26 protein-coding genes are annotated in these 25,861 nt (G+C 67.6%); 21 read left to right on the forward strand and 5 right to left on the reverse strand.

The window, feature by feature from the left end; translation table 11 throughout:
- Positions 1 to 3: 3 nt before the first annotated feature.
- The 4 genes from tmk to P3W75_RS05365 all read left to right on the forward strand — a co-directional run bounded on the left by tmk (position 4) and on the right by P3W75_RS05365 (position 2,861).
- On the forward strand, positions 4 to 636 hold the full coding sequence (gene tmk, locus P3W75_RS05350) for a dTMP kinase (RefSeq protein WP_276226319.1): 633 nt from the start codon (positions 4 to 6) through the stop codon (positions 634 to 636).
- On the forward strand, positions 629 to 1,615 hold the full coding sequence (locus P3W75_RS05355) for a DNA polymerase III subunit delta' (RefSeq protein ID WP_276226320.1): 987 nt from the start codon (positions 629 to 631) through the stop codon (positions 1,613 to 1,615). Before tmk ends, P3W75_RS05355 begins: the two co-directional genes overlap by 8 nt.
- 35 nt (positions 1,616 to 1,650) lie before the next feature.
- The gene (locus P3W75_RS05360; RefSeq protein WP_009621447.1) at positions 1,651 to 2,007 is read left to right on the forward strand and encodes a PilZ domain-containing protein; all 357 of its coding nucleotides are present in this window, start codon (positions 1,651 to 1,653) and stop codon (positions 2,005 to 2,007) included.
- A gap of 77 nt (positions 2,008 to 2,084) precedes the next feature.
- Positions 2,085 to 2,861 (forward strand): TatD family hydrolase, encoded by a 777-nt coding sequence (locus P3W75_RS05365; RefSeq protein WP_276226321.1) that lies wholly within the window; start codon positions 2,085 to 2,087, stop codon positions 2,859 to 2,861.
- Between the two features lie 363 nt (positions 2,862 to 3,224).
- Here P3W75_RS05365 and P3W75_RS05370 read toward each other — a convergent pair whose 3' ends face one another.
- Entirely contained in the window at positions 3,225 to 4,358 is a 1,134-nt protein-coding gene (locus tag P3W75_RS05370) for an aminotransferase class V-fold PLP-dependent enzyme (RefSeq protein WP_276226322.1), read from the reverse strand.
- 84 nt (positions 4,359 to 4,442) lie between these two features.
- On the opposite strand from P3W75_RS05370, the gene P3W75_RS05375 reads away from it, so the two are divergent.
- From P3W75_RS05375 to P3W75_RS05395, 5 genes are all read left to right on the forward strand, one after another.
- Entirely contained in the window at positions 4,443 to 5,081 is a 639-nt protein-coding gene (locus P3W75_RS05375; protein ID WP_276226323.1) for a TetR/AcrR family transcriptional regulator, read from the forward strand.
- Between the two features lie 77 nt (positions 5,082 to 5,158).
- Positions 5,159 to 6,127, forward strand: coding sequence for a GTP 3',8-cyclase MoaA (locus P3W75_RS05380; RefSeq protein WP_276226324.1), 969 nt, complete (start codon positions 5,159 to 5,161; stop codon positions 6,125 to 6,127).
- A 27-nt stretch (positions 6,128 to 6,154) separates the two neighbouring features.
- Positions 6,155 to 7,045 (forward strand): radical SAM protein, encoded by an 891-nt coding sequence (locus tag P3W75_RS05385; protein WP_276226325.1) that lies wholly within the window; start codon positions 6,155 to 6,157, stop codon positions 7,043 to 7,045.
- A 64-nt stretch (positions 7,046 to 7,109) separates the two neighbouring features.
- Positions 7,110 to 7,721, forward strand: a complete 612-nt coding sequence (locus P3W75_RS05390) for a DUF4823 domain-containing protein (RefSeq protein WP_276226326.1) — start codon at positions 7,110 to 7,112, stop codon at positions 7,719 to 7,721.
- A complete protein-coding gene (locus tag P3W75_RS05395; protein ID WP_276226327.1) occupies positions 7,718 to 8,278 on the forward strand; it encodes a DUF1285 domain-containing protein in 561 nt (186 codons plus the stop codon). The genes P3W75_RS05390 and P3W75_RS05395 overlap by 4 nt, the downstream gene beginning before the upstream one ends.
- A gap of 258 nt (positions 8,279 to 8,536) precedes the next feature.
- On the opposite strand, the gene P3W75_RS05400 is transcribed toward P3W75_RS05395, so the two are convergent.
- A complete protein-coding gene (locus P3W75_RS05400) occupies positions 8,537 to 10,192 on the reverse strand; it encodes an electron transfer flavoprotein-ubiquinone oxidoreductase (protein ID WP_276226328.1) in 1,656 nt (551 codons plus the stop codon).
- 346 nt (positions 10,193 to 10,538) lie between these two features.
- On the opposite strand from P3W75_RS05400, the gene P3W75_RS05405 reads away from it, so the two are divergent.
- The 3 genes from P3W75_RS05405 to fabV all read left to right on the forward strand — a co-directional run bounded on the left by P3W75_RS05405 (position 10,539) and on the right by fabV (position 13,628).
- Positions 10,539 to 11,288, forward strand: a complete 750-nt coding sequence (locus P3W75_RS05405) for an electron transfer flavoprotein subunit beta/FixA family protein (protein ID WP_276226329.1) — start codon at positions 10,539 to 10,541, stop codon at positions 11,286 to 11,288.
- Complete coding sequence (locus tag P3W75_RS05410) at positions 11,288 to 12,217, forward strand: electron transfer flavoprotein subunit alpha/FixB family protein (RefSeq protein WP_276226330.1); 930 nt, start codon at positions 11,288 to 11,290, stop codon at positions 12,215 to 12,217. The genes P3W75_RS05405 and P3W75_RS05410 overlap by 1 nt, the downstream gene beginning before the upstream one ends.
- Positions 12,218 to 12,431: 214 nt before the next feature.
- Positions 12,432 to 13,628, forward strand: coding sequence for an enoyl-ACP reductase FabV (gene fabV, locus P3W75_RS05415; protein ID WP_276226331.1), 1,197 nt, complete (start codon positions 12,432 to 12,434; stop codon positions 13,626 to 13,628).
- Between the two features lie 73 nt (positions 13,629 to 13,701).
- Here fabV and P3W75_RS05420 read toward each other — a convergent pair whose 3' ends face one another.
- Entirely contained in the window at positions 13,702 to 14,652 is a 951-nt protein-coding gene (locus tag P3W75_RS05420; protein WP_276226332.1) for an alpha/beta fold hydrolase, read from the reverse strand.
- A gap of 207 nt (positions 14,653 to 14,859) precedes the next feature.
- On the opposite strand from P3W75_RS05420, the gene P3W75_RS05425 reads away from it, so the two are divergent.
- From P3W75_RS05425 to P3W75_RS05465, 9 genes are all read left to right on the forward strand, one after another.
- On the forward strand, positions 14,860 to 15,678 hold the full coding sequence (locus P3W75_RS05425; protein WP_276226333.1) for a substrate-binding periplasmic protein: 819 nt from the start codon (positions 14,860 to 14,862) through the stop codon (positions 15,676 to 15,678).
- Between the two features lie 10 nt (positions 15,679 to 15,688).
- Entirely contained in the window at positions 15,689 to 16,045 is a 357-nt protein-coding gene (locus P3W75_RS05430; protein ID WP_430765342.1) for a DUF4398 domain-containing protein, read from the forward strand.
- The gene (locus tag P3W75_RS05435; RefSeq protein WP_276226334.1) at positions 16,042 to 16,854 is read left to right on the forward strand and encodes an OmpA family protein; all 813 of its coding nucleotides are present in this window, start codon (positions 16,042 to 16,044) and stop codon (positions 16,852 to 16,854) included. The genes P3W75_RS05430 and P3W75_RS05435 overlap by 4 nt, the downstream gene beginning before the upstream one ends.
- A 133-nt stretch (positions 16,855 to 16,987) precedes the next feature.
- A complete protein-coding gene (locus P3W75_RS05440) occupies positions 16,988 to 17,623 on the forward strand; it encodes a response regulator transcription factor (RefSeq protein ID WP_276226335.1) in 636 nt (211 codons plus the stop codon).
- 142 nt (positions 17,624 to 17,765) lie between these two features.
- Entirely contained in the window at positions 17,766 to 19,205 is a 1,440-nt protein-coding gene (locus tag P3W75_RS05445) for a PLP-dependent aminotransferase family protein (protein WP_276226336.1), read from the forward strand.
- Between the two features lie 187 nt (positions 19,206 to 19,392).
- On the forward strand, positions 19,393 to 21,066 hold the full coding sequence (locus P3W75_RS05450) for a vWA domain-containing protein (RefSeq protein ID WP_276226337.1): 1,674 nt from the start codon (positions 19,393 to 19,395) through the stop codon (positions 21,064 to 21,066).
- Between the two features lies 1 nt (position 21,067).
- Positions 21,068 to 21,652: an RNA polymerase sigma factor gene (locus P3W75_RS05455; protein ID WP_276226338.1), complete on the forward strand. Its 585-nt coding sequence runs from the start codon at positions 21,068 to 21,070 to the stop codon at positions 21,650 to 21,652.
- The gene (locus P3W75_RS05460; RefSeq protein ID WP_276226339.1) at positions 21,649 to 22,275 is read left to right on the forward strand and encodes a hypothetical protein; all 627 of its coding nucleotides are present in this window, start codon (positions 21,649 to 21,651) and stop codon (positions 22,273 to 22,275) included. Before P3W75_RS05455 ends, P3W75_RS05460 begins: the two co-directional genes overlap by 4 nt.
- A gap of 108 nt (positions 22,276 to 22,383) precedes the next feature.
- On the forward strand, positions 22,384 to 22,929 hold the full coding sequence (locus tag P3W75_RS05465) for a hypothetical protein (protein ID WP_276226340.1): 546 nt from the start codon (positions 22,384 to 22,386) through the stop codon (positions 22,927 to 22,929).
- 36 nt (positions 22,930 to 22,965) lie between these two features.
- Here the strand turns inward: P3W75_RS05465 and P3W75_RS05470 are convergent, their stop codons facing one another.
- Together P3W75_RS05470 and P3W75_RS05475 are read right to left on the reverse strand one after the other, a co-directional pair.
- Complete coding sequence (locus tag P3W75_RS05470) at positions 22,966 to 24,792, reverse strand: long-chain-acyl-CoA synthetase (protein ID WP_276226341.1); 1,827 nt, start codon at positions 24,790 to 24,792, stop codon at positions 22,966 to 22,968.
- A gap of 151 nt (positions 24,793 to 24,943) precedes the next feature.
- The gene (locus P3W75_RS05475; RefSeq protein ID WP_276226342.1) at positions 24,944 to 25,765 is read right to left on the reverse strand and encodes an SDR family oxidoreductase; all 822 of its coding nucleotides are present in this window, start codon (positions 25,763 to 25,765) and stop codon (positions 24,944 to 24,946) included.
- Positions 25,766 to 25,861 lie beyond the last annotated feature (96 nt).

Consider the following 25,861-nt stretch of genomic DNA (forward strand, 5'->3'; position numbering starts at 1 on the left):
CGAGTGAGCGGCCTGTTCGTCACCCTGGAAGGCCCCGAAGGCGCGGGCAAGAGCACCAACCGCGAGTACCTGGCCGCGCGCCTGCGTGAGCGTGGCGTGGAGGTGCAACTGACCCGCGAGCCTGGCGGCACGCCGCTGGCCGAGCGCATCCGCGACCTGCTGCTGACCCCCAGCGACGAACCCATGGCGGTGGATACGGAGCTGCTGCTGATGTTCGCCGCGCGCGCCCAGCACATCGCCCAGGTCATCCGTCCGGCCCTGGCGCGCGGCGCCGTGGTGCTCTGCGACCGTTTCACCGACGCCACCTACGCCTACCAGGGCGGCGGCCGCGGCCTGCCGGAAGGGCGCATCGCCGAGCTGGAGCGCTTCGTCCAGGGCGAGTTGCGCCCGGACCTGACCCTGGTCTTCGACCTGCCGGTGGAAGTCGGCCTGGCCCGCGCCGCCGCCCGCGGCCGCCTGGACCGTTTCGAGCAGGAAGGCCGAGGCTTCTTCGAGGCGGTGCGGCAGACCTACCTGGCGCGCGCCGCGGCCGCTCCGGAGCGCTACCGCGTGCTCGACGCCGCGCAGTCGCTGGAGCGCGTGCAGGCCGACCTGGATGCCTTGCTGCCGGCTTTGCTGGAGCGCGTGCATGCGTGACATCTACCCCTGGCAGGCGGCGCTCTGGCAGCAACTCAGCGGCCGCCCGCGGCACGCCCACGCCTACCTGCTGCACGGCCCCGCCGGCATCGGCAAGCGCGCCCTGGCCGACAACCTGGTGGCCCTGTTGCTCTGCCAGCGCCCCGGCGAGGGGCACGCCTGCGGCCAGTGCAAGGCCTGCCTGCTGCTGGCCGCCGGTACCCACCCGGACTACTTCCAGCTGGAGCCGGAAGAGCCGGAGAAGCCGATTCGTGTCGACCAGGTCCGTGAGCTGGTGGGCTTCGTGGTGCAGACCGCGCAGTTGGGCGGGCGCAAGGTGGTCCTGCTGGAGCCGGCCGAGGCGATGAACCTGAACTCGGCCAACGCCCTGCTGAAGAGCCTGGAAGAGCCCTCGGGCGACACCGTGCTGCTGCTCATCAGCCACCAGCCCAGCCGCTTGCTGCCGACCATCAAGAGCCGCTGCGTGCAGCAGGCCTGCCCGCAACCGTCGGCGCAGCAGAGTCGCGCCTTCCTGGTTGCGGAACTGCCCGGCGAGGAGCCGGCGGCGCTCGACGAACTGCTGGTGCTGGCTGGCGGTTCGCCGCTGACCGCCCTGCGCCTGCATGGCCAGGGCGTACGCGAGCAACGCGCGCTGGTGGTGGAAGGGGTGAAGAAGTTGCTCAAGCAGCAGGTCGCCCCCGGCCAGCTGGCGGAAAGCTGGAACGCCGTGCCGCTGCCGCTGCTGTTCGACTGGTTCTGCGACTGGGCGCTGGGCGTCCTGCGCTACCAGCTGACCCGCGACGAAGAGGGTCTCGGCCTGGCCGACATGCGCAAGGTGGTGCAATACCTGGCGGAGAAATCGGCGCAGCCCAAGGTGCTGGCGATCCAGGACTGGCTGCTGGAGCACCGGCAGAAGGTGCTGAACAAGGCCAACCTCAACCGTGCCCTGCTTCTCGAAGCCTTGCTGGCGCAGTGGGCAAGCCTGCCGGGAGCGGGCTAGAATCGGCCAAATCGGATCATCGCTAGGACAGCCGCATGAGCTTGCCACCGAACCTGGGACCGCGTAACGGTATCCTGTCCCTGACCATCAAGGACAAGTCCGTTCTGTACGCCGCGTACATGCCGTTCATTCGCAACGGCGGGCTGTTCATCCCGACCAACAAGACCTACAAGCTGGGCGACGAGGTCTTCATGCTGCTCAACCTGATGGACGAGCCGGAGAAGATCCCGGTGGCCGGCAAGGTGGTCTGGATCACCCCCAAGGGCGCCCAGGGCAACCGCGCCGCCGGTATCGGCGTGCAGTTCAACGACGGTGACAACACCGCGCGCAACAAGATCGAGACGTACCTGGCCGGGGCGCTGAAGTCCGACAGGCCGACCCATACCATGTGAGCCGCGACGCGGCGCGCAGCGACAGATCGCAGGAGGCGCCCGCAGGGGCGCTTCGTCATTTCCGGAGTACCGATTAGATGCTGGTCGATTCCCATTGCCACCTCGACCGCCTGGACCTGGCGGCCCACGACGGCTCGCTGGACGCCGCCCTGGACACCGCGCGTGCGCGAGGCGTCGGGCAGTTCCTCTGCATCGGCGTCAGCGCCGACAACGCCAGGGCGGTCAAGGACCTGGCCGAGCGCTACACCGACGTGCACTGTTCGGTGGGCGTCCACCCGCTGGACCTGGAGCCCGGCGCCGCGCCGGCGCTGGACTGGCTGCTGGGCGAGCTGAACCACCCGCGCGTGGTCGCCATCGGCGAGACCGGCCTGGACTACCACTACGAGCCCGAGGCCGCCGAACTGCAACAGCAAGCCTTCCGCCTGCACCTGGAAGCGGCCAATGTCACCGGCAAGCCGGTCATCGTCCACACCCGCGAAGCCCGCGCCGACACCCTGGCGCTGCTGCGCGAGGCGGCATTGCCGCAGGCCGGCGTGCTGCACTGCTTCACCGAGGACTGGGAGATGGCCAGGGCGGCGCTGGACATCGGCTTCTACATCTCGCTGTCGGGCATCGTCACCTTCCGCAACGCCGAAGCGCTGCGCGACGTGGCGCGCCAGGTCCCGGCCGACCGCCTGCTGGTGGAGACCGACTCGCCGTACCTGGCCCCGGTGCCGCATCGGGGCAAGCCGAACCTGCCGGAGTACGTGCGCGAGGTGGCCGAGTACCTGGCGGTGCTGCGCGGGGTCAGCTTCGAGACCCTGGCCGAGCAGACCACCGCGAACTTCCGCCGGTTGTTCCCGCTGGCGGTCTGACTTACCCGAGCGCGCTGCCTTTCCTGCAGGAGCGCGCCATGCGCGCGATCGCGGGCATGGCCTGCTCCTGCGGGGCGGGCAGGAGCTTTTCGCGCGCATAAAAAAAACCCGGGTTCTGGGGGATGAATCCGGGTCAAGACCATTAGGAGTGTAACAATAAGGTACGCGATCCTCGGTACCTTCACTGACGGGGCACTTGGGGGGAGATGCCGCACGCCAGTAACTTGAAGTATTGGCCAAGTTGGCGGAGCTTCCACAGCCGGCCGGCGATTTTTTAAACGGATTTGGAATACGCCTTAGCGCGCGATGGCCCATTTGCCCCTCGCGGGTCGGGGCGGGGCCGCTGGCGCGCGGCCTGGCGGCTTATTCCCGGGCCAGCGCCGCGACTACCCCCAATGTGTCCTCTATCACGCTTTGCGGGGTATAGAAGTGCGGCGAGAAGCGCACCCCCGCACCACGCTGGATACACACCACCTGTTCGGCCCTCAGGCGCTCGTGCAGCCGGGCGTTGTCCCAGCCGTCGAGGCTGAAGGTCAGGATGCCGGCGCGGCGCTCGGCGTGCAGCGGGCTGTGCAGGCGCACGCCGGGAATGCGTTGCAGGCCGTCCTGCAGGCTTTGCACGCGTTCGGCCAGGGCCGCGCCGACCGCCGGCATGCCGACTTCCTCCAGCAATCCCAGGCTGGCCTCCAGGGCCACGGCGCCGAGCATGTTCGGGCTACCGCACTCGAAGCGTTTCGCGCTGCGCGCCGGCTGCCAGTCCGCCTGGTTGTAGTTGCCGGCGTTCTCCAGCATGTGCCAGCCGTATTCCTGCAGGGCCAGTTGCTCGCGTTCGGCGGCGCGGCAGTAGAACACCCCGAGGCCTTCCGGGCCGAGCATCCACTTGTGCCCGTCGGCCATGGCGAAGGCGCAGTCGTAGGCCTGGGCGTCGAAGGGCAGGGCGCCGATCTGCTGGATGGCGTCGATGCAGAACAGCACGCCGCGCTGGCGGCAGCCGGCGCCGAGGCGCTCCAGGTCCATGCGCAGGCCGCTGGCGTACTGCACGGCGCTGATCGACAGCAGGCGCGTGCGCGGGCCGCAGGCGGCGAGCAGGTCGGCTTCGGGATCGGTGCCGTCCAGACTCACCTGAATGACCTCCACGCCGCGCGGCTTCAGCGCCTCCCAGACGACACGGTTGGAGGGGAACTCCTGGTCGCTGATGACCACCTGGTCGCCGGCCCGCCAGTCGAGGCCGAAGGCGACGAAGGACAGCGCCTCGGAAGTGTTCTTCACCAGGGCGATATCGCCGCTGGTGGCGGCGCCGACCATGCGCGTCAGGCGTTGCCGCAGGCTGTTTTCCAGCAGCAGCCACTGTGGGTAGTCGCGCGCGCCCAGGCGGATGTTCTCGTTGGCGAAGGCGGCCACGGCCTCGGCGCTGCGCTTGGGCCAGGGCGCCACGGCGGCGTGGTTCAGGTAGCGCAGGCCGGGTTCCTGCGGAAACTCAAGAGAAAGCGGATTCATGGCGGATGTTCCGTGCATTTTGTCGCTGAATAGGCATAATACGCGGCTTCGGATTTTGACTATTTTTGACTGAACAGTCTTTTTATGCAGAAAGAGCCGCGCAAGGTTCGCGAATTCCGTCGTCGCGAGCAGGAGATTCTCGACACCGCCCTCAAGCTGTTCCTGGAGCAGGGCGAAGACAGTGTCACGGTCGAGATGATCGCCGATGCCGTGGGTATCGGCAAAGGCACCATCTACAAGCACTTCAAGTCGAAGGCGGAGATCTATCTGCGCCTGATGCTCGACTACGAGCGCGACCTGGCGGCGCTGTTCCACTCCGAGGACGTGGCCCGCGACAAGGAGCGCCTGTCGCGCGCGTACTTCGAGTTCCGCATGCGCGACCCGCAGCGCTACCGCCTGTTCGACCGCCTGGAAGAGAAGGTGGTGAAGAACAGCCAGGTGCCGGAGATGGTCGAGGAACTGCACAAGATCCGCGAATCCAACTTCGAGCGCCTCAGCCAGCTGATCAAGGAGCGCATCGCCGCCGGCAAGCTGGAGGACGTTCCCGCGTACTTCCACTACTGCGCGGCCTGGGCCCTGGTGCATGGCGCCGTGGCGCTGTACCACTCGCCGTTCTGGCGTGACGTGCTCGAGGACCAGGAAGGCTTCTTCCAGTTCCTCATGGACATCGGCGTGCGCATGGGCAACAAGCGCAAGCGCGAGGGCGATTCGCCCGCCGCCTGAACCGCTGTCGCTGTCGGGCATTCATCCCGGCCGCGGCGGAGATATACTGCTAGGACACTCTCCGCCGGAGCCGATCGATGATCGTCGACCGCCAGGGCAGGCGCTTCCGCAATTTGCGCGTCAGCCTCACCGCCGCCTGCAACTACGCCTGCACCTACTGCGTGCCGGACGGCAAGCGCCTGGTGGCGGCGCAGGACGAGCTTTCCGCCGAGAGCCTGGTGCGCGGCGTGGCCTACCTGATGGAGGCCGCCGGCATCGAACGCCTGCGCGTCACCGGCGGCGAACCCCTGGTCAGCCCCAAGCTCGACGCCTTCCTGCATGGCGTCAGCCGCCTGGGCCTGCGCGACATCAGCCTGACCAGCAACGGCCAGCTGCTCTCACGCAAGTTGCCGCTGCTGCTCGATTGCGGCATCCGCCGGCTGAATATCTCCCTCGACACCCTGGACGCCGCGGCCTTCCGCGGCATCGCCCGTGGCGGCGACCTGGCCACTGTGCTCAAGGGCCTGGACGAGGCCCACACCGCCGGCCTGAAGATCAAGGTCAACATGGTGCCGCTGCGCGGACAGAACCTCGACCAGGTGGTGCCGCTTCTGGACTACTGCCTGGAGCGCGGCTTCGAGCTGCGCTTCATCGAGCTGATGCGCATGGGCCACCTGGCCCGCGACGGCAACGCCTTCGCCAGCCAGTTCGTCGGCTTGCCGGAGCTGCTCGAACTGATCGGCCGCGACCATCCCTACGTCCAGGCCAACGCGCCGGTGGACGCCACCGCGCTGCGCTATGAAGTGCCGGGTCGTGGCTTCTTCGGGGTGATCGCCAACGAAAGCGTGCCCTTCTGCCGCACCTGCTCGCGCCTGCGCCTGTCGTCGACCGGCTGGCTGCACGGCTGCCTGTCCTCCAGTAACCGCCACTACGTCGGCGACCTCCTCGACAAGCCCCGCCACCAGGCCCTGCCGGCCCTCCAGCGGTTGCTGGTGCGGGCCCTGGCGGACAAGCAGGAAGTGGCTTTCTCCGGCGGCGTCACGGTGATGAAGATCATCGGTGGCTGAATCCGAACTCCCTGACCCAAGCGATCCATGCACGAATTCCCCATTGCCTATATCGAACCCGTGTTCCGCCCGCCGAGCGAAGCGAACTCGCTGATCCTGCCAGTGACCAACGGCTGCTCGTGGAACCAGTGCGGCTTCTGCGAGATGTACACGCAGCCGCAGAAGAAATTCCGCGCCCGCGATGAAGCCGAGGTGCTGGAGGAAATCCGCCGTTGCGGCGAAAGCCTGATCGTCCAGCGGGTGTTCCTCGCCGATGGCGACGCCCTGGTGCTACCGACGCGGCGCTTGCTGAACATCCTGCGGGCGATCCGTGAACACCTGCCGGAAGTGGAGCGGGTGTCCAGCTATTGCCTGCCGCGCAACCTGCGCAAGAAGTCGCTGGCGGAGCTGCGCGAGTTGGCCGACGCCGGGCTGCGCATGGCCTATGTCGGCGCCGAGTCGGGTGACGACGAGGTGCTGGCGCGGGTGAACAAGGGTGAGACCTACGCCTCGACCCTGGACGCGCTGGAGAAGCTCGGCCAGGCCGGCATCACCCGCTCGGTGATGATCCTCAACGGTCTCGGCGGACAAGGCCTGAGCGAGCAGCACGCGGACAACTCGGCGCGGCTGATGAACGCCGCTCAGCCGGAATTCCTCTCCACCCTGGTGGTCAGCTTCCCTACCGGCGAACAGCGTTTCCGCGAAGGCTTCCCTGACTTCCAGGCGCTGGGCCAGGCCCAGCTGTTCGTCGAGGTCGAGCGCCTGTTGAGCGGCCTGGAGCTGCGCGACACTGTGTTCCGCAGCGACCACGCGTCCAACTACCTGGTGCTCAAGGGCGTGTTGGGGGCCGACAAGCCGCGCCTGCTGGCCCAGGTGCGCGAGGCCATCGAGCGGCCGCAGCAGGCGCGCCTGCGCCAGGAATGGCAGCGCGGGCTGTGATGGCGCGGAAGCTGCATCACAGCGGCGAACGCCGGCTTTCCGTCGCCGGCCGCGGAGAGATCGCATGCGTTATCTGTTGTTGACCCTGGCCCTGGCGGCCCTGGCCGGGTGCATGAAGCCCAGCGACATGGCCGAGCGCACCGGCTACTACATGGGCGACGCCGGCTTCCTCGACCACAGCCAGACCCGGCGTACCGGGAACTGGCGGTTGCAGCCGGACTCCTTCATCTACATCGCCCAGGGCCCCTTCGTGCCGCCCGGGCACCCCTACGCGCGACCCAACGTGGTGGCCGAGGAGGCCTTCGACGGCTTCGTCCAGTACTTCCCGCAGGTGCGTCGCGCCAAGGGCCCCGAGGGGCTCGACGCGGCCATGCAGGAAGCGCGCTCCGCCGGCGCCGACTACCTGCTCTATACGCGCTTCGCCCATGGCGAGGACAATGCCGGCAACTGGGAGGAATACCAGGACACCGACAACGCCGTCGGCCGCGACCGCAGCGTGATCCAGGTGATGCTGATCGAGACCGGCAACCGCTATCTGGTGGACAGCGCCACCATCCGCAGCCGCGGCGGTTTCCTGACGTTCTACGACGCCAGCCCCGACGACCTGCTCGGCGCGCCGCTGCAAGACTACGCCCGCAGCCTGCTCGGGGTGAGGGCGACCGAGGAGTTCCAATGACCGATCCAGGCAAGGCCGGCGACCTGCTGGCGCAGATTCCCGCCAGCAAGGGCCTGCCGCCCGTGCACCTGTGGAACCCGCCGTTCTGCGGCGACATCGACATGCGCATCGCCCGCGACGGCACCTGGTACTACCTGGGCACGCCGATCGGGCGCAAGCCGATGGTGAAGCTGTTCTCCAGCATCATCCGCCGCGACGGCGACGACTATTTCCTCGTCACCCCGGTGGAGAAGTGCGGCATCCGCGTCGACGACGCGCCGTTCGTCGCCGTGACCCTGGCGGTGGAGGGGGAGGGCGAGGCCCAGCAGCTGCGCTTCACCAGCAACGTCGAGGAGGAGTTCGTCGCCGGGCCCGAGCACCCGATCCGCGTCGACATCGACCCGCAGACCGAGGAGCCGGCGCCCTACGTGCTGGCGCGCGGGAACCTGGAGGCGCTGATCCATCGCAACGTCTTCTACCAACTGGTCGAGCTGGCCGTGCCGCGCCTGGTCGACGGTGAGGAGTGGCTGGGCGTGTGGAGCGGCGGTGAGTTCTTCGCCATCGGCCCGCAGCCGTGACCGGCGGGGCCGGATCTGCCCGGTAGTTTCCGCCTGGTGGCGCTACAGCGGTTGTGGCCTCGGGCTCTCGCCGTGTTCCTTGTAGGAGCGCGCTTTGCGCGCGATTCGCGGGCAGGGCCCGCCCCTACAATTGTGCCCCTGTAGGAGCGGACTCTGTCCGCGATTGCCCCCCCCCGACCGCGCCAGTCCCGCGATTCTACGAGCATAAAAAAACGCCGCTTCCCGTCAGGGAAGCGGCGTTTTTTCTACGCGAGGGCCTTACATGTTGGGGTAGTTCGGCCCGCCGGTGCCTTCCGGGGCGACCCAGGTGATGTTCTGCGCCGGGTCCTTGATGTCGCAGGTCTTGCAGTGCACGCAGTTCTGCGCGTTGATCTGGAAGCGCTTGCTGCCGTCGTCGTTGCTCACCACTTCGTACACGCCGGCCGGGCAGTAGCGCTGCGCGGGCTCGTCGTAGAGCGGCAGGTTCTTGCCGATCGGCACGCCCGCGTCGGTGAGCTTGAGGTGGATCGGCTGGTCTTCCTCGTGGTTGGTGTTGGAGAGGAATACCGAGGACAGCTTGTCGAAGCTGAGTTTGCCGTCGGGTTTCGGGTAGTCGATCTTCGGCGCTTCGCTGGCCTTCTTCAGGGTCGCGTAGTCCGGGGTGGTGTCGTGCAGGGTGACCGGAATCTTGCCGCCGAAGAGGTTCTGGTCGATGAAGTTGAACGCGCCGCCGCCGATGGCGCCGAACTTGTGCATCGCCGGGCCGAAGTTGCGGCTGCGGAACAGTTCGTCGTACAGCCAGCTGCCCTTGAAGGCATCGACATAGCTGGTCAGCTCGTCGCCGCCTTCACGGCCGGCGAACAGGGCTTCGGCGACCGACTCGGCGGCCAGCATGCCGGACTTCATCGCGGTGTGGCTGCCCTTGATCTTGGCGAAGTTCAGGGTGCCCAGGTCGCAGCCGATCAGCGCGCCGCCGGGGAAGACCATCTTCGGCAGCGAGTTCAGGCCGCCCTTGCAGATGGCGCGGGCGCCGTAGGCCACGCGCTTGCCGCCTTCCAGGTACTGCTTGATCACCGGGTGGTGCTTGTAGCGCTGGAATTCGTCGAACGGCGACAGGTGCGGGTTGGTGTAGGACAGGTCGATGATCAGGCCGACCACCACCTGGTTGTTTTCCAGGTGATAGAGGAAGGAGCCGCCCGGGTTGTCGTCGTTCAGCGGCCAGCCGGCGGTGTGCACCACCAGGCCCTGGTCGTGCTTGGCCGGGTCGATGTCCCAGATTTCCTTGATGCCGATGCCGTAGTGCTGGGCGTCGGCGTCGCTGTCGAGCTTGTACTTCTTGATCAACTGCTTGCCGATGTGGCCACGGCAGCCTTCGGCGAACAGGGTGTACTTGGCGCGCAGCTCCATGCCCGGGGTGTAGTAACCCTCTTTCGGGTTGCCTTCGCGGTCGACGCCCAGGTCACCGGTGACGATGCCGCGAACCACGCCGTTCTCGTCGATCAGCGCTTCCTGGGCGGCGAAGCCCGGGTAGATCTCGACGCCCAGGCCCTCGGCCTGCTGGGCCAGCCAGCGGCACAGGTTGCCCAGGGAGATGATGTAGTTGCCCTCGTTGTGCATGGTCTTGGGCACGAAGAAGTTCGGCACCTTGGTGGCGGCCTGGTCGTTCTTCAGGACGTAGATGTCGTCACGCTTGACCGGGGTGTTCAGCGGGGCTTCGAGTTCCTTCCAGTTGGGGAACAGTTCGTTCAGCGCACGCGGCTCGAACACGGCGCCAGAGAGAATGTGGGCGCCTACTTCGGAACCCTTCTCGACCACGCAGACGCTGATTTCCTGACCCGCGTCGGCGGCCTTCTGTTTCAGTCGGCACGCGGCGGACAGGCCGGCAGGGCCGGCGCCGACGATGACGACGTCGAATTCCATGTATTCGCGTTCCACTTCTCGATCTCTCCTAACTCAAGGCTCTACAGGCTATTTGTTGGTATGGGGCCGGGGGGGCTACCCCGGACAGAGCGGGGCGCAATTATAGCGACAGGGGGCAGCATAGTTATACCCCCCGTTTAGGGCAATACAAACGTTTGTTTGAAATGCATGAAACCCTGATGGAATCGGCTTCCGCGCCTTATAAAGGGGCATTCACGCGTATTGACCGGACAGGGCGATGCGGTCAAGATAGCCACGGTTTTGCGGTCGCGGTCTCGCTGGATGTAGTCGCAGATGGCGTGCACTACCGGCCAGGCCTGTCTGGCGACATTCCTATTCACCGGAGAAAAACGAGGAATCCATGAAGGTTCTTGTAGCTGTCAAACGAGTGGTTGACTATAACGTCAAGGTCCGCGTCAAGGCGGACAACTCCGGCGTCGATCTCGCCAACGTGAAAATGTCCATGAACCCCTTCTGCGAAATCGCCGTGGAAGAGGCCGTACGCCTGAAGGAAAAAGGCGTTGCCAGCGAAATCGTCGTGGTTTCGGTCGGCCCGAGCACCGCTCAGGAACAACTGCGCACCGCCCTGGCCCTGGGCGCCGATCGCGCCATCCTGGTCGAAAGCAACGAAGATCTGAGCTCCCTGGCCATCGCCAAGGCGCTGAAAGCCGTGGTCGATAAAGAGCAGCCACAACTGGTCATCCTCGGCAAGCAAGCCATCGACAGCGACAACAACCAGACCGGCCAGATGCTGGCTGCCCTGACCGGCTACGCCCAGGGCACCTTCGCCTCCAAGGTCGAAGTCGCAGGCGACAAGGTCAACGTCACCCGTGAGATCGATGGCGGCCTGCAGACCGTCGCGCTGAACCTGCCGGCGATCGTCACCACCGACCTGCGTCTGAACGAGCCGCGCTACGCCTCGCTGCCGAACATCATGAAAGCGAAGAAGAAGCCGCTGGACGTGGTCACCCCGGACGCCCTGGGCGTTTCCACCGCTTCCACCGTCAAGACCCTGAAAGTGGAAGCTCCGGCTGCCCGCAGCGCCGGCATCAAGGTCAAGTCCGTAGCTGAACTGGTCGAGAAACTGAAGAACGAGGCGAAAGTAATCTGATGGCTATCCTGGTAATCGCTGAGCACAACAACGGCGTCCTGGGCGCTGCCACCCTGAACACCGTCGCTGCCGCACAGAAGATCGGCGGTGATATCGCCGTGCTGGTCGCAGGCCAGAACGTTGGCGCCGTGGCCGAAGCCGCTGCCAAGATCGCCGGTGTCGCCAAGGTGCTGGTCGCCGACAACGCCGCCTACGCCCATCAGCTGCCGGAAAACGTCGCGCCGCTGATCGCCGAGCTCGGCAAGGGCTACAGCCACATCCTGGCCGCCGCCACCACCAACGGCAAGAACTACCTGCCGCGCGTCGCCGCGCTGCTGGACGTCGACCAGATCTCCGAGATCATCGACGTGGTCAGCGCCGACACCTTCAAGCGCCCGATCTACGCCGGTAACGCCATCGCTACCGTACAGTCCTCGGCCGCCGTGAAAGTGATCACCGTACGTGGCACCGGCTTCGACGCCGTCGCCGCCGAAGGTGGTTCCGCTTCCGTTGAAGCCGTTTCCGGCCCGGCCGACGCCGGCAAGTCCGCCTTCGTCGGCGAAGAGCTGGCCAAGTCCGACCGTCCGGAACTGACCGCCGCCAAGATCGTGGTTTCCGGTGGCCGCGGCATGGGCAACGGCGACAACTTCAAGATCCTCTACGCCCTGGCCGACAAGCTGGGCGCCGCCGTCGGCGCTTCCCGCGCCGCGGTCGACGCCGGCTTCGTGCCGAACGACATGCAGGTCGGCCAGACCGGCAAGATCGTCGCCCCGCAGCTGTACATCGCCGTGGGCATCTCCGGTGCCATCCAGCACCTGGCGGGCATGAAGGACTCCAAGGTCATCGTGGCCATCAACAAGGACGAAGAGGCGCCGATCTTCCAGGTCGCCGACTACGGCCTGGTTGGCGATCTGTTCGAGATCGTTCCGCAGCTGGAACAGGCCGTCTGAGGCTGATCCGCTGACGAAGGAACCCGCTCCCAGGAGCGGGTTCTTTCATTTCCGGCCCCTGAATCGCGCGCGCGATGGCGCGTTCGCCGTGGCGCATGACCCATTGGTCACGAATCTTCCGCCCGGCGCGCCCAACAGAAGGTGTCTCATCTACAATGCGCGACGTCTCCAGTACCTGAACGTGTTCTAACGGCACCTAGCAACCGAGGTTTTCATGATCATCAAACCGCGCGTGCGTGGCTTCATTTGCGTCACTACCCATCCGACCGGCTGCGAGGCCAACGTCAAGGAACAGATCGAGTACGTCGAGGCGAATGGCCCCATTGCCAACGGTCCGAAGAAGGTCCTGGTGATCGGCTCGTCCACCGGTTACGGCCTGGCCGCGCGCATCAGCGCCGCCTTCGGCGCCGGCGCCGGCACCCTGGGCGTGTTCTTCGAGCGTCCGGGCAGCGAGACCAAGGCCGGCACCGCTGGCTGGTACAACTCCGCCGCCTTCGAGAAGTTCGCCAAGGCCAAGGGTCTGTACGCCCGCAGCATCAACGGCGACGCCTTCTCCGACGCGGTCAAGCAGAAGACCATCGAAACCATCAAGGCCGACCTGGGCAAGGTCGACCTGGTGGTCTACAGCCTGGCCGCCCCGCGCCGCACCCACCCGAAAACCGGTGAAGTGTTCAACTCGGTGCTCAAGCCGGTCGGCAAGGCCGTGAACTTCCGTGGTCTGGACACCGACAAGGAAGTGATCAAGGAAAGCGTGATGGAGCCGGCCACTGCCGAGGAAATCGCCAACACCGTCGCGGTGATGGGTGGCGAAGACTGGCAGATGTGGATCGACGCGCTGCAGGAAGCCGGTGTGCTGGCCGATGGCGCCAAGACCACCGCCTTCACCTACCTGGGCGAAGAGATCACCCACGACCTGTACTGGAACGGCTCCATCGGCGCGGCCAAGAAGGACCTCGACCAGAAGGTCCTGGGCATTCGCGAGAAGCTCGCCGCCAGCGGTGGCGACGCCCGCGTCTCGGTGCTGAAGGCCGTGGTCACCCAGGCCAGCTCGGCTATCCCGATGATGCCGCTGTACCTGTCGCTGCTGTTCAAGGTGATGAAGGAGAAGGGCACCCACGAAGGTTGCATCGAGCAGGTCGACGGCCTGTTCCGCGACAGCCTCTACGGTAGCCAACCGATCCTGGACGCCGACGGCCGCCTGCGTGCCGACTACAAGGAACTGCAACCCGACGTGCAGGACACCGTGAAATCGCTGTGGAACCAGGTGACCAACGAGAACCTGTACCAGCTGACCGACTTCACCGGCTACAAGACCGAGTTCCTGCGCCTGTTCGGCTTCGAGATCGCCGGGGTCGACTACGAGCAGGACGTCAACCCGGACGTGCAGATCCCCAATCTGATCCAGATGTGAGGTCCGGCGCCGCTCGCGGCGCCTGCGTCCCCAGCAGAACCGGCGCCCAGGCGCCGGTTCTGCTTTTTGGGCTTCAGCGCGCCGCGGTGCGCTGGGCGTTGGCCTGGCCGAGGAAGTCCAGGTAGTGGCTGGCGGTCTCCTCCGGACGCTCGATCATCGGCACGTGGCCGCAGTCGCGCAGGATGACCACGCTGGGGTGCTTGAGCAGCGGTTTCATCACCTCGATGCTGGAAACGTCCAGCACCCGGTCGCGGTCGCCCCACAGCAGCAGGGTGGGCGCGCTGATCTTCGGCAGCTCCGGCTCCAGCGGGACGTAGCGCTCGCGCAGCTGGCCGAAGATGTAGGCGTTGAGCGGGCCGCGCTGCACGCCGCGTTCGCCCAGGTACAGTTGCAGGCGCTCGGGCATCGGCGGGCGCTGGTAGAAGACGAAGTCCATCAGCCCGGCGAAGTCTTCGGCGCGGGTCAGCACCAGCGGGTTCGGCTCGCCGGCGAGCAGGCGCTTGAACAGTTCGCTCTGCTGCGGGGCCATTACCCCGGCGTTGTCGAACAGCGCCACGGAGAAGGCCATGTCCGGGTGCCGCGCCGCCATCAGCGCGACTATCTGCCCGCCCATGGAGTTGCCCACCAGGTGCAGGCGGCCGATGCCCAGGGCCTTGGCGAAATCCACCAGACGTTCGGCCTGGGTGCCGACGTCGTAGCTGATGGCCTGCGGCTGGCTGCTTTCGCCGAACCCGGGCAGGTCGGGGATGAGCACGTGGTAGCGCTGGGTCAGGTGGCGGGCGAAGCTCGGCCAGTTGTCCTTGTCGGCGCCGAAGCCGTGGACCAGCAGCACCGTGTCCGCTTCGGCCGGGCCGCCTTCGTAGTAGCGGATGTCCAGGCCGTCGACGCGGACGCTCTTCACCGTCAGCCCGGCGCGGCTGCGTTCGACGAACTGGACGCCGGCCAGCAGGGTGGAAGGGATGGCGTAGAGCACGCCGGCGCCGACGGCCAGCAGCAGGAGCAGGGCGAGCAGGGCTTTTTTCATCGGGAGTCCTTGTGACCCAGGGATATCGGTGGTCGCGAGTGAAACGCTGTGGTTCTCGTCATGGCGCGGGCGGGGCAACAGTGACATGCTGCATCGGCGTCCGAATTCGCCTAGTCTGACCTCTTGCTCAGAAACTTTTCTTACAGAAGCTAGCATGCCGTCGCAATACGCAATGCCGATCCTTTCGCCAGTCCGCCGGGCCCGACCATGAGGCGCCGTGGCTCCCTGCTGTTGATGCTGGGTGGGCTGCTGACGCTCGACGCCGGCGCCGCCAGCAACCAGTGCTCGCTGCTGGTGGCCACCGGCAACCCGGAATACCCGCCGTTCCTCTGGCGCGACCCGCAGCACCCCGACCGCCTGATCGGCGCCAGCGCCGAGCTGCTGGAGCAGTTGGGCAAGGCCATGGGCCTGAGCATCCGCGTGCGCTACACCGGTTCCTGGGCGCGGGCCCAGGAAGAGGCGCGGCTGGGGCGCGTGGACCTGATCGCCGGGGCCTTCCTGACCCCGGAGCGCGAACAGCTGATGGACTACATCCGCCCGGCCTTCCTCACTACCGACAACGTGGTCTGGGTGCACAAGGGCGACGCCTTCCCCTACCGGCGCTGGGACGACCTGCGCGGGCACAAGGGCGGCACCCTGGTGAACAACAGCTTCGGCGCCGCCTTCGACGACTACGCCCGGCAGAACCTGGCCCTGGAAGAGGTGCCGAGCGTGGCCCAGGCCTTCCAGAAGCTGGCCCTGGGGCGCACCGACTACGTGCTCTACGAGCGTTTCCCGGGCTTGGCCAGCGCCAGCAGCCTGGGCCTGCAACAGCGCCTGCAGGCGCTGGAACCGCCGGTCTCCAGCGAAGGTCTGTTCCTCACCCTGGCGCACGCTTCGCCATGCTACGGGCCGGAACTGCGCGGACAACTGCAGGAAAAGATGACAGAATTGATCGCCGCCGGCGTCCCGCAGCGCCTGCTGCAGAGCAATCTGCAGCGCTGGCAGGCCCAGCAGGCGCGGACCGCCGCCTCACCCACGCAGTAGAGAAGATTTCGTGAGCAAGCGAAGGATGACCCTCACGGGCCTGTTGTTGTGCGCCCTGGCGGGTTGCGCCAACGACCCGGTTCCCAACGAACAGATGCGTCTCACCGAGCAGGCCCTGGACCAGGCCCGGGCGGTGGGTGCCACCGACGAGGTGGCCGAGTTCAAGCTGGCCGAGGACAAGTACCAGGCCGCCCGCACGGCGATGGCCGATACCGCCAACAAACGCGCGCGCCAGCTGGCCGAACAGGCCGAGCTGGACGCACGCCTGGCCGAGGCCAAGGTGCTGACCCGCAAGAGCACCGAGCAGCTGGCCGAGCAGGGCAAGAGCATCCAGCGCCTGCGCCGGCAACTGGGAGACGTGAAATGACTCGCCACCCCTGGCTGCCGCTCGCCGCCCTGGCGGCGCTCCTCGGCCTGGCCGGCTGCGCCCATGGGCCGGTCGCCGAGCAATCCCTGGAGCGCGCGCACAGCGAGTTCCAGGCGGTCAAGGACGACACCGGCGTGCTGCACAGCGCGCCGCGCGACGTGATCCGCGCCGGCGAATCGCTGGCCCGCGCCGAGCGCCTGTCCAGCTACTGGGGCAGCAACGATGACGTGCTGCAGTACGCCTACCTCAGCCAGCGCTACAGCGAGATCGCCCGCGAGCGCAGCAACCTGGCGCTGAACCAGGAGCGCCTGGCGCGCCAGCAGCTCGATCGCGAGCGCCTGCAACTGGCCCTGCGCGAGGCCAAGCTGGCCAGCGTGCAGGAGCAGGGCAAGTGGCTGGAGGAACAGATGGTCAGCCTGGCCACCGACCAGACCGAGCGCGGCCTGGTGCTGACCCTGGGCGACGTGCTGTTCGACAGCGGCGAGTCGGACCTCAAGCCGGCGGCCAACCGCACGGTGCTCAAGCTGGTGCAGTTCCTCCAGCTCAACCCGCGGCGGGTGATCCGCATCGAGGGCTACACCGACAACCAGGGCGACGAGCAGGAGAACCAGCAACTCTCCCAGGACCGCGCCCAGGCGGTGGCCGACGTGCTCACCGACCTCGGCGTGGACGCCAAGCGCATCCAGGTCCAGGGCTACGGCGAGGCCTACCCGGTGGCGGACAACGCCTCCTCCCTAGGCCGCGCGCAGAACCGCCGCGTGGAGATCGTCTTCTCCGACGACAAGGGCCAGCTCGGCGCCCAGCGCTGAGCCCCGCGCCGGGCGGCTACGCCCGGCGCTGCTAACCTGCTGCAGGGGATCTCGAAAAAATTCGAGGCCCGCCTTGGCGAAAATACGCCATGGGACCACCCCACACCGGGGCGTCCGCCAGCAGGAAATTCACATGTCTTCGAAACCGCAAACCCTCCAGGTGCTGGTGGCCGACGCCCAGCCGATGATCGGCTGGGGGCTGCGGCACTACCTGGCCGAACACTGCCACGCGCAGGTGGCGGAGTGGGTGCAGGACACCGACGCGCTGCTGCAACAGCTCGAGCAACGCCCCGAACTCGACGTGCTCATCCTCGAAATGGCCTTGCCCGGATCGCGAGGGCGCGACGGGGTGCACATGATCGAATGGCTACAGCGCAACTACCCGAACCTCAAGGTGCTGGTCTACTCGATCATGGGCGCGCCGCTGATGGCCCGCGCCACGCTCAAGTGCGGTGCCAGCGCCTACGTGTGCAAGCGCAGCCCGCTGGGCGCCCTCGAAGAAGCCCTGGCGCGCATCCGCGACGGGCATACCTACATCGACGCCAACCTGCGCCCGCAGCGCCACACCGGGCGACCGCTGAGCCCCACGGAAATCGACATCCTGCGCCGCCTGTCGCATGGCGCCACGGTCGGCGAGATCGCCGAGCGCACCAACCGCAGCGTCTCGACCATCAGCACGCACAAGCGCAACGCCATGCAGAAGCTCGGCGTGACCAATGACGCGCAACTGGTGATCGCCGGCATGCTGGACTGGCTCGGGGAGTTCTGACCCGGGGTGATCGCAAGGCTCTGGCGCGCGCCTTCGCCGGCCATCGGCGGCAGGCTGTATCGGCATGTTTCGCTGCTACTGTTCTGGAACAGTTTCGTGTTTTTGGCTACTGTTTCGGTTCAATGCCCGAGGGACCGCCGTCATGAGCAATCTGCTTCTGTACCAACGCATCGCCCAGCAACTCGCCGAAGACATCCGTCGCGGCGTCTACCAGCCGGGCGAACGCGTGCCCTCGGTGCGCAAACTGAGCACCCAGCTCAACGTCAGCCACGCCACCGTACTGCAGGCCTACGCCACCCTGGAGGACCAGGGGTTGATCCGCGCGCGCCCGCAGTCCGGCTTCTACGTGCACCACACCCCGGCGCTGACGGCCTCCACCCCGGACATCGCGCGGGTCGAGCGGCCGGGCCTGGTTACCCGCAGCAGCATCATCAACCAGGTACTCGCCGAGGCGCGCCGCGAGGGCGTGTTCCCGCTGGGCGCGGCGGTGCCGCACGTGGACTACCTGCCGGTGCGCGCGTTGCACCAGCAATTGGCCAAGGTCACCCGTTTCTCCAGTCCGCGCGCCTTCAGCTACATGTTCAGTCCCGGCTACGAGCCGCTGCGCAGGCAGGTGGCGATCCGCATGCGCGACGCCGGCGTGGTGGTCGACCCCAGCCAGGTGACCATCACCCACGGCTGCGTGGACGCCATCCACATGGCGTTGCGGGTGATGACCCGGCCGGGCGACCTGATCGCCACCGAGTCGCCGAGCTACTACGGGCTGCTGCAACTGGCCGACATCCTCGGCCTGAAGGTCATCGAGATTCCCAGCGACCCGCTCACCGGGATCAGCCTGGAGGCCCTGCAGCTGGCCGCCAACCAGTGGCCGATCAAGGCCCTGGTGCTGACCGCGCGGCTGTCCAACCCGCTGGGCGGGACCATTCCCGAGGAGCGCCAGAAGCAACTGCTGCGGCTGACCTCGGAGCACAACATCGGGGTGATCGAGGACGACATCTACGGCGAACTGATGTTCGACGAAGGCCAGACCAAGGCGCTCAAGGCCCACGACCGCGAAGGCCGGGTGGTGTACTGCTCGAGCTTCTCCAAGACCATCTCGCCGGGGGTGCGCATCGGCTGGATCATCGCCGAGCGCTACCAGGAGGAAATCCGCCGCCTGCAGACCTTCACCACCCACTCGGCGTGCACCGTGACGCAGATGGGCGTGGCCGCCTACCTGGAGAACGGCGGCTACGACCGCCACCTGCGCTACATCCGCCAGGAGTACCGGAAGAACATGACCGCCTACCAGCTGGCGGTGCAGCAGTACTTCCCGGAAGGCACGCAGATGACCCGGCCCAAGGGCGGCTTCATCCTCTGGGTGAGCCTGCCGGCCAAGGTCAACACCAAGGAACTGCACGTGCGCGCGCTGGAGCAGGGCATCAGCATCGCCCCGGGGCTGATCTTCAGTAACACCGAGCAGTTCAACAACTGCCTGCGCCTGACCTGCGGCATCCCCTGGGACCGCGAGGCGGAGCGGGCGATCATGACCCTCGGCATGCTGGCCTGCCAGCTGTGCCAGGAGGAGCAGATCGCGGCCTGATGCGCTGCCTTGCGGGCTGCGCTGATGTGCTCTTTGTAGGAGCGAGCTTGCTCGCGAACAGGCTCCGCTGCGGGCCTCATTCGCGAGCAAGAACTAGGCGTCCCCCTCGCTCCTACGAAAAGCGGTTTAACCCGTTTCGGCTGACGGCCTCGTCTGAAGGTTTGACTCCTTCACCGAGGCCGCCGCCATGTCGCTTCCCGCATTCGCCTTCCGTCCCGTCGCCATCGGCCTGCTGCTGGCCATCGCCGGCTGCGACCCGTCCACCCCCCCGCAGGAGCGCCAGGCCGCCCAGCCGGCGCTGAGCAAGCAGGCGCCGCTCGCCGATATTGCCGCCAGGGCCGAGTATCGCCGTGTCGCGCCGGCCGCCGCGCCCCTGCAGGAAAGCTACGCGCAACCGACGGCGGCGGAGCCGTTGCCGCCCGGCTACCGCGACCAGGATCGCGAGCGCTACCAGACGCTGGCGCAGAACCCGGTGCACAGCGTCGCCGAGGCGCCGGTCTCCACCTTCAGCATCGACGTCGATACCGGCGCCTACGCCAACGTCCGGCGTCTGCTCAACGAGGGCCGCTTGCCGCCGGAAGGCGCGGTGCGCCTGGAGGAGATGGTCAACTACTTCCCCTACGGCTACGCGCCGCCCGGCGCCGACGGCCCGTTCGGCGTCACCACCGAGCTGGCGCCGACGCCGTGGAACCCGCACACGCGCCTGCTGCGCATCGGCATCAAGGCTTCCGAGCGCGACGTCGCGCAGTTGCCGCCGGCCAACCTGGTGTTCCTGGTGGACGTCTCCGGCTCCATGGACCGCCGCGAGGGCCTGCCGATGGTGAAAGGCACCCTGAAGCTGCTGGTGGACCAGCTGCGCCCGCAGGACAAGGTGTCGCTGGTGGTCTACGCCGGCGAATCGCGGGTGGTGCTGGAGCCCACCTCGGGGCGCGACAAGGCGAAGATCCGCGACGCCATCGAGCAGCTCCAGGCCGGCGGCTCCACGGCCGGCGCGGCGGGCATCGAGCTGGCCTACCGGATGGCGCGGCAGGGCTTCATCGACAAGGGCATCAACCGCATCCTGCTGGCCACCGACGGTGACTTCAATGTCGGCGTCAGCGACTTCGACAGCCTCAAGGCCATGGCCGCCGAGAAGCGCCGCGGCGGGGTGTCGCTGACCACCCTGGGCTTCGGCGTGGACAACTACAACGAGCGCCTGATGGAGCAACTGGCCGACGCCGGCGACGGCAACTACGCGTACATCGACAACCTGCGCGAGGCGCGCAAGGTGCTGGTCGAGCAGCTCGGCTCGACCCTCTCGGTGCTGGCGAAGAACGTCAAGCTGCAGCTCGAATTCAACCCGGCGCAGGTCAGCGAATACCGCCTGCTGGGCTACGAGAACCGCGCGCTGAAACGCGAGGACTTCAACAACGACCAGGTCGACGCCGGCGAGATCGGCGCCGGGCACACGGTCACCGCGCTCTACGAGATCGTCCCACGGGGCGAGAAAGGCTGGCTCGATCCGCTGCGTTACCAGGCGACCGAGAAGCCGAGCGGCAAGGGCGACGAGCTGGCCTGGCTGCGGGTGCGCTGGCAGGCGCCGGAAGGCGGGCCCAGCCAACTGCTGGAGCGCCCGATAGCCGCCAGCACGGCCGCCGGTGACCTGGCGGCGGCCAGCGACGACCTGCGCTTCGCCGCCGCGGTGGCGGCCTTCGCCCAGCAGTTGCAGGGCGCGCGCTACACCGGCGGCTTCGATATGGGCGATACTCTGGCCCTGGCGCGAGGCGCGCGCGGCGCGGACCCCTTCGGCCTGCGCGGCGAGTTCGTCCAGCTCGTCGAGCTGGCGCGCAGCCTGCAAACCCCTCTGGCACGGAACCCCTGACTTGACCACGGACGAAGACGACGTCGCGCTGCTGCGGCGTTACCGCAAGGGCGACGCCGAGGCCTTCGCCGCGCTCTACGCGCGCCATCGCCTGGGCCTCTACCGCTTCCTCTGCGGCCTGGGCGGCGACCCCGCGCAGGCCGAGGAAGTGTTCCAGGAAACCTGGCTGAGCCTGATCCGCAGCGACAGCCAGCCCGAGGGCCGGGCGAGCTTCCGCACCTGGCTGTACCAGATCGGCCGCAACCGCCTGATCGACCACTGGCGGCGCAACGGCAAGCGCCAGGCGCAGTACGAGGCGTTCGACGAGCAACTGCACGGCGACGCGCTGCCCGGCGAGGCCGAGGACCCGCTGCACCAGCTGAGCCTGAGCCGCGACCGCGAGCGTTTGCAGCAGGCTTTGCAGGCGCTGCCCGGCGACCAGCGCGAGGTGTTCCTGCTGCGCGCCCACGGCGACCTGGAGTTGCAGGAAATCGCCGAACTGACCCGCACGCCCGCCGAGACGGTGAAGAGCCGCCTGCGCTACGCGTTGCAGAAATTACGCCGGTTGCTCGCCGACCCGGCGGCGACCGAGGAGGTGTCCCCATGAAGCGTGATCCGCAACGGCCGGACGCCGAGGAAGCCGAGCTGCTCGAACATTTCCGCCGGCACAGCGACGAGCAGCCGTCGGCGCAACTGGACGCGCGCATCCTGGCGGCGGCCCGCGCCGCCGCGCGTCCGTCGCAGAGCCCCTGGGCGCGGCTGGGCCACTGGCTGTTCGGCCGGCCGCAGCGCTGGCCGGTGGCGCTGGCCGGGGTGGCGACCCTGGGCGTTGGCCTGAGCCTGGCCCTGCGCACCTTCGAACAGGCGCCGCGCTACGATGCGCCGGTTCCGGCCATGGCCCCGGCGCCCCAGGCCGAGGCCCTGTCGCGCGCGGCGCAGCAGGCCGCGCCGGCGTTGTATTCGGCCCCGGCTGCGCCCGCCGCCGCGCCGGAACAGCCCAGGGCCCTGGCGGAAAGCGCGTCCATGGCCGACGAAGCGGCGCCCATGGCCAAGCGCAGCGCCAAGGTGGCCGAGGCGCCGGCGGAGCCGGAAACCAGCCTGCGGCGTCTGGCCGAGCTGCAGCGGCAGGGCGACCAGGCGGCCGCCGCGCGTTTGCGTGACGAGCTGCGGCGGCGCTACCCGCAACTCGATGTGGAGGGTGAGCTGCGGCGCCTGGAGGCCCGGCCTTGAGCATCCGGGCGCGTCTGTCGGAATTGCCTTCAGCTTGATCTGAGCCTCTTGTCTTACAGATCAACTAAGGCGAGGATGGCGCGCTTCTGGCCAATTGCCTGTTCCGTGATGTTGCGACGCTGCCTACTGCTGACCCTCCTGCCGCTGCTGCTGAGCGCCTGCGGCGACGCCGACAAGGCGCCGCCGACCAAGCCCGCCACCACCGCGCCGGCGCCTGTCGCGGCTGCGCCCGCCACGCCGGTCGAGGCGCCCAAGCCGGCCGAACCGCCGAAGCCCGTCGCCACCGCGCCGGCGAAACCCGCCGCGAGCAAGGCCGCGCTGGGCAAGCCGCTGGCGCCGGAGCACCTGCCGGTGGCCGACGCCAAGCCGAAGAAGGCGGCGGAGCCCGAACCCAGCGTCAACAAGCCGCTGCCGCACGCCAAGCTCGACCTGCGCCTGCCCAAGGACGTGTTGCATGGCCTGGAGCCGGGCAGCGCGCTGCGCGAGGACACGGACAAGCCGCTGCTGCCGCCGATGTTCGAGGAGAAGGAAAGCCCGTTCCAGGTCGGCGGCCGGCTGATCCAGCGCGAACGCGGCGAGCGCGCCGACCCCAACGACGACAGCTGGCATTCGGACATCCGCGGCGCCGAGCTGCAGTTCCAGTTCCGCAACTGATCCGCGCTGGCGCGCTTCGATCCTACGAAAAGCCGTTCAGAAGCGGTGCACGCCGCCCTGGATCGCCTCGAACAGCCCCGCGTCCAGTTCCCGGTACACGGCCTCGCCCGGCAAGCGCACGAATAGCGCTTCGCCCACCTTCTGCGGGTCGAAGGCCGCGTTCTTCAGATCGGCTTTCTTGTATTTGAAGGTCCCGGTGGTCTCCACCTGTTGCAGCAGGCGCACGAACAGCGGCACCGCGTAGGCCGGCAGCTCGCGGTCGAGGTGCTCGGCCAGGGCCGTGCCGTCCAGCTGGCAGTCGCTGGCCAGGCGCAGCGCGGCCATGCCGCAGCGGCCGTCGGTGCCGGGGATCTCCACGCCGTAGACCACCGCGTCTTCCACGCCGGCGAAGGCGCCGAGGACGTTCTCCACCTCGGTGGTCGAGACGTTCTCGCCCTTCCAGCGGAAGGTGTCGCCCAGGCGGTCGACGAACTGGGTGTGCTTGAAGCCCAGGTCGCGCATCAGGTCGCCGGTGTTGAACCAGGCGTCGCCGGCCTTGAACACGTCGCGGAAGATCACCGCCTGGGTCTTCGCCGGGTCGGTGTAGCCGTCGAACGGCCACTTGTCGCTGATCTCGCTGATCAGCAGGCCCGACTCGCCCTTGCCGACCTTTTCCATGAAGCCCTTGGCGTCGCGCAGCGGCCGGTCGTTCTCCAGGTCGTAGCGGACGATGGCGTAGGTGGCCGGCGAGAAGCCCACGGTATTGTCGAAGTTGAACACGTTGGTGAAGCCGATGTTGCCTTCGCTGGCGGCGTAGAACTCGGTGATCCGCTCGATGCCGAAGCGCGTCTTGAACTCGCCCCAGATCGATGGGCGCAGGCCGTTGCCGATCATGCAGGTCAGGCTGTTGTCGCGTTCGTCCTCGCAGGCCGGCTGGTTGAGCAGGTAGCGGCACAGTTCGCCGATATAGCCGAAACAGGTCGCGTTGTAATGGCGCACGTCCTTCCAGAACGCCTTGGCGGAGAACTTGCGGCGCAGGGCGATGGCCGCGCCACCGGCCAGCACCGCGCTCCAGCACACGGTGACGGCGTTGTTGTGGTAGCAGGGCAGGGTCAGGTAGAGCACGTCGTCGCCGGCCAGGCCCAGGCCGGAGTGGCCGAAGCCGCCATAGGCCTTGATCCAGCGGCCGTGGCTCATGATCGAGGCCTTGGGCAGGCCGGTGGTGCCGGAGGTGTAGATGTAGAAGCAGGCGTCCTTCAGGCGCACCTGGGCGGTTTCCGCCAGGTTGTCGGAGGCCTGGGCCTGTGCCAGGCGCATCAGGTTGGCCCAGCCTTCCGGGGCCTGGCCGGGGTCGCGCAGGGTGTCGTCGTCGGCCACCCAGTACAGGCGTTCGGCGCCGCCCTGGAGGCTTTCGCGCACTTCGTCGAAGGCCTCGCGCAGTTCCTCGCCGACCACGAAGTGACCGGGGCCGACCAGATTCAGGCTGTGGCTGAGCACCTGGCCGCGCTGGGTGGTGTTGATCAGCGCGCCGACGGCGCCGAGCTTGGCCAGGGCGGCGAGGGTCACCAGCAGTTCGGCGCGGTTCTCCAGCATCACCGCGACCACGCTGCCGTGCTTCACGCCCTCGGCCTGGAAGGTGTGTGCCAGGCGGTTGGCCCAGCCGTTGAAGAGGGCATAGGACAGTCGCCGCTGGCCTTCCAGCAACGCCGGGTTGTCCGGGTACAGGCGTGCGGCGCGCTCCAGCGCCCAGCCCAGCGACAGGTTCTTCTCGCGGTTGCGGATGCCGGTGTAGTAGAGCCCGCGCAACATGCGCGGCACGCGCCCGAGGGTGGCGGGCAGGCGGGCGATGAGGCGGGACGGGGTGATCAGATCGGCATGGCTCATTGACGCGGGCCCTTGTTGTCGTTGTTGTCTGGCGTGTGCACGCCCGTTCGACTCTAGGACGCTGGCGAGGCTGGGGCTATGACCTTGGCGCGCGCGCTGCCGGGCAGTTCGGCAAACCGGGCAGCGCTTTTCGTAGGGGCGGCATGCAGCCTCAATCCAGGAACAGATCGGGCACCAGCGGCCCGCCCTGGGGATCGAAGCGGTACTGCTCGAAGTCGCTCTGGCCCTGTTCGCGGAGGATGTCTTCGTCGATCAGCAGGCGCCCGCTGATGGCGCGGCCGGTGCTTGCGAGGATGGCATGGGCGGCGTCGGCCATGATCGCCGGGGTGCGCGCGCGCTTGAAGGCGTCGCGGCTGCCCAGTTCGAACTCGATGGCGGCGGTGGCGATCATGGTCTTCGGCCACAGGGCGTTGACGCTGATGCCGTACTTCTTGAATTCCTCGTGCATGCCGACGGTGAGCATGCTCATGCCGTACTTGGTGACGGTGTAGGGGCCGTGCTGGGCGAACCACTTGCCGGCCAGGTTCAGCGGCGGCGACAGGCTGAGGATGTGGCCCTGGCTCTGCTTGAGGTAAGGCAGGGCGGCCTGGCTGCAGACCATCACCGCGCGGGTGTTGATCTGGTACATCAGGTCGAAGCGCTTGGGTTCGAGCTTCTCCACGCCGACCAGCTTGATGGCGCCGGCGTTGTTGACCAATGCGTCGATGCCGCCGAAGCGTTCGGCGGCCTGGGCCATGGCTTCGCGCACGGCGTTCTCGTCGCGCACGTCCAGTTGCAGGGCCAGGGCCTGGCCGCCGGCGGCCTCGACTTCCTCGGCGACGCTGAAAATGGTGCCGGCCAGCTTCGGATGGGGCTCGGCGCTCTTCGCCGCGATGACGATGTTGGCGCCGTCGCGCGCGGCGCGCAGGGCGATCTCGCGGCCGATGCCACGGCTGGCGCCGGTGATGAACAGGGTCTTGGCTTTCAGGGACATGCTTGGCTCCGTGTTCTTGTTGTCTTGTTCTGCCGGATGGGGTGCTTGAGGGAACTGTAGGAGCGAGCTTGCTCGCGAACAAACCCCGCTGCGGGA

The sequence above is a fragment of the Pseudomonas citronellolis genome (assembly GCF_029335315.1).
GTDB lineage: Bacteria > Pseudomonadota > Gammaproteobacteria > Pseudomonadales > Pseudomonadaceae > Pseudomonas > Pseudomonas citronellolis_A.

Bases quoted from the DNA above. Each gene is read 5' to 3' on its own strand.
- P3W75_RS05475 (WP_276226342.1), bottom strand. From the start codon at position 25,765: ATGTCCCTGAAAGCCAAGACCCTGTTCATCACCGGCGCCAGCCGTGGC.
- fabV (WP_276226331.1), top strand. From the start codon at position 12,432: ATGATCATCAAACCGCGCGTGCGTGGCTTCATTTGCGTCACTACCCAT.
- P3W75_RS05460 (WP_276226339.1), top strand. From the start codon at position 21,649: ATGAAGCGTGATCCGCAACGGCCGGACGCCGAGGAAGCCGAGCTGCTC.
- P3W75_RS05420 (WP_276226332.1), bottom strand. From the start codon at position 14,652: ATGAAAAAAGCCCTGCTCGCCCTGCTCCTGCTGCTGGCCGTCGGCGCC.
- P3W75_RS05440 (WP_276226335.1), top strand. From the start codon at position 16,988: ATGTCTTCGAAACCGCAAACCCTCCAGGTGCTGGTGGCCGACGCCCAG.
- P3W75_RS05355 (WP_276226320.1), top strand. From the start codon at position 629: ATGCGTGACATCTACCCCTGGCAGGCGGCGCTCTGGCAGCAACTCAGC.
- P3W75_RS05375 (WP_276226323.1), top strand. From the start codon at position 4,443: ATGCAGAAAGAGCCGCGCAAGGTTCGCGAATTCCGTCGTCGCGAGCAG.
- P3W75_RS05450 (WP_276226337.1), top strand. From the start codon at position 19,393: ATGTCGCTTCCCGCATTCGCCTTCCGTCCCGTCGCCATCGGCCTGCTG.
- P3W75_RS05385 (WP_276226325.1), top strand. From the start codon at position 6,155: ATGCACGAATTCCCCATTGCCTATATCGAACCCGTGTTCCGCCCGCCG.
- P3W75_RS05470 (WP_276226341.1), bottom strand. From the start codon at position 24,792: ATGAGCCATGCCGATCTGATCACCCCGTCCCGCCTCATCGCCCGCCTG.
- P3W75_RS05395 (WP_276226327.1), top strand. From the start codon at position 7,718: ATGACCGATCCAGGCAAGGCCGGCGACCTGCTGGCGCAGATTCCCGCC.
- P3W75_RS05360 (WP_009621447.1), top strand. From the start codon at position 1,651: ATGAGCTTGCCACCGAACCTGGGACCGCGTAACGGTATCCTGTCCCTG.
- P3W75_RS05465 (WP_276226340.1), top strand. From the start codon at position 22,384: ATGTTGCGACGCTGCCTACTGCTGACCCTCCTGCCGCTGCTGCTGAGC.
- P3W75_RS05390 (WP_276226326.1), top strand. From the start codon at position 7,110: ATGCGTTATCTGTTGTTGACCCTGGCCCTGGCGGCCCTGGCCGGGTGC.
- P3W75_RS05405 (WP_276226329.1), top strand. From the start codon at position 10,539: ATGAAGGTTCTTGTAGCTGTCAAACGAGTGGTTGACTATAACGTCAAG.
- P3W75_RS05365 (WP_276226321.1), top strand. From the start codon at position 2,085: ATGCTGGTCGATTCCCATTGCCACCTCGACCGCCTGGACCTGGCGGCC.
- P3W75_RS05425 (WP_276226333.1), top strand. From the start codon at position 14,860: ATGAGGCGCCGTGGCTCCCTGCTGTTGATGCTGGGTGGGCTGCTGACG.
- P3W75_RS05410 (WP_276226330.1), top strand. From the start codon at position 11,288: ATGGCTATCCTGGTAATCGCTGAGCACAACAACGGCGTCCTGGGCGCT.
- P3W75_RS05370 (WP_276226322.1), bottom strand. From the start codon at position 4,358: ATGAATCCGCTTTCTCTTGAGTTTCCGCAGGAACCCGGCCTGCGCTAC.
- P3W75_RS05380 (WP_276226324.1), top strand. From the start codon at position 5,159: ATGATCGTCGACCGCCAGGGCAGGCGCTTCCGCAATTTGCGCGTCAGC.
- P3W75_RS05445 (WP_276226336.1), top strand. From the start codon at position 17,766: ATGAGCAATCTGCTTCTGTACCAACGCATCGCCCAGCAACTCGCCGAA.
- P3W75_RS05435 (WP_276226334.1), top strand. From the start codon at position 16,042: ATGACTCGCCACCCCTGGCTGCCGCTCGCCGCCCTGGCGGCGCTCCTC.